The sequence below is a fragment of the Neotamlana sedimentorum genome (genome assembly GCF_000943565.1).
Taxonomy (GTDB): Bacteria; Bacteroidota; Bacteroidia; order Flavobacteriales; family Flavobacteriaceae; genus Neotamlana; species Neotamlana sedimentorum.
On record NZ_JTDW01000043.1, the window covers coordinates 1 to 1227 of the forward strand.

1 protein-coding gene is annotated in these 1227 nt (G+C 33.5%); it reads left to right on the top strand.

All coding sequences use genetic code 11. The annotated features are described in order from the left end of the window. The first annotated feature begins 174 nt into the window (after nucleotides 1-174). Nucleotides 175-1167: an anthranilate phosphoribosyltransferase gene (gene trpD / locus PW52_RS16915; protein WP_044634168.1), complete on the top strand. Its 993-nt coding sequence runs from the start codon at nucleotides 175-177 to the stop codon at nucleotides 1165-1167. Nucleotides 1168-1227: the final 60 nt, after the last annotated feature.

The window sequence follows — 1227 nt, forward strand, 5'->3', positions numbered from 1 at the left end:
GGAGTTTTCAAATCGGTTTTTCTTCAGAACTAAATCTGAAGAAAAAATTCCTCGACTTGAATATCCTTTTTTGACTTGGTTTACCCTGAGCGTAGTCGAAGGGTTTTTTGAACAAGCAAAAAATGAACAAATAAAATAAATTTCCGCTTTCGCGGAAATAAAAAAGAACAATTAATGAAAGACATACTAAACAGACTAATAAACCACGAAACCCTCACCACACAAGAGGCAAAACAAATTATTGTGAACATATCCAACGATATGTACAACCCAAGCCAAATTGCATGTTTCTTATCGGTTTTTATGATGCGAAGCATTACTTTAAATGAGTTGCAAGGCTTTAGAGATGCGCTTCTAGAACTTTGCATTCCTATCGATTTAAGCGAGTTTAATGCCATAGATATTGTAGGAACTGGTGGTGATGGTAAAAACACATTTAACATTTCAACTTTATCATCTTTTATAACAGCAGGTGCCGGTGTTCAGGTTTCAAAACATGGTAATTACGGCGTGTCATCAACATCGGGTTCATCAAATGTTATGGAGCATTTGGGTGTTAAATTTTCAAACAACGAAGATTTTTTAAAACGCTGTGTAGACCAAGCCGGAATATGTATTTTACATGCACCACTCTTCCACCCTGCCATGAAAAATGTAGCACCAATTAGAAAACAACTAGGTGTAAAAACATTTTTTAACATGTTAGGGCCAATGGTAAATCCATCGTTTCCAAAAAATCAATTATTAGGTGTTTTTAATTTAGAAGTGTTGCGTTTGTATAGCTTCTTATATCAAAATACCGATAAAAATTACAATATCGTTTTTGCTCTTGATGGTTATGATGAAATATCGCTAACAGGAAAAGCTAAAATAGTTTCCAATCATTCAGAAACTATTTTTTCGCCAGAACAATTAGGGCTTAAAACTATAAAGCAAGAAGCCATTTATGGAGGCGATACCATTGCAGATGCTGCAAAAATATTTGTAGATATAATATCTGGTAAAGGTAGCGAAGCGCAAAATAATGTGGTTTGTGCCAACGCAGGATTAGCCATTGCAACAAGTAAACAAATTACACACAAAGCCGGTTTTGAACTAGCCAAAGAATCTCTTTTCTCGGGTAAAGCAAAACAAAGTTTAAATAAATTAATTGAATTGAGTAAATAGATTTAGTAGATGTTAGAAAGATTAAAATTTAAGAATAGAACAAGAAATAAAAGAAACAAA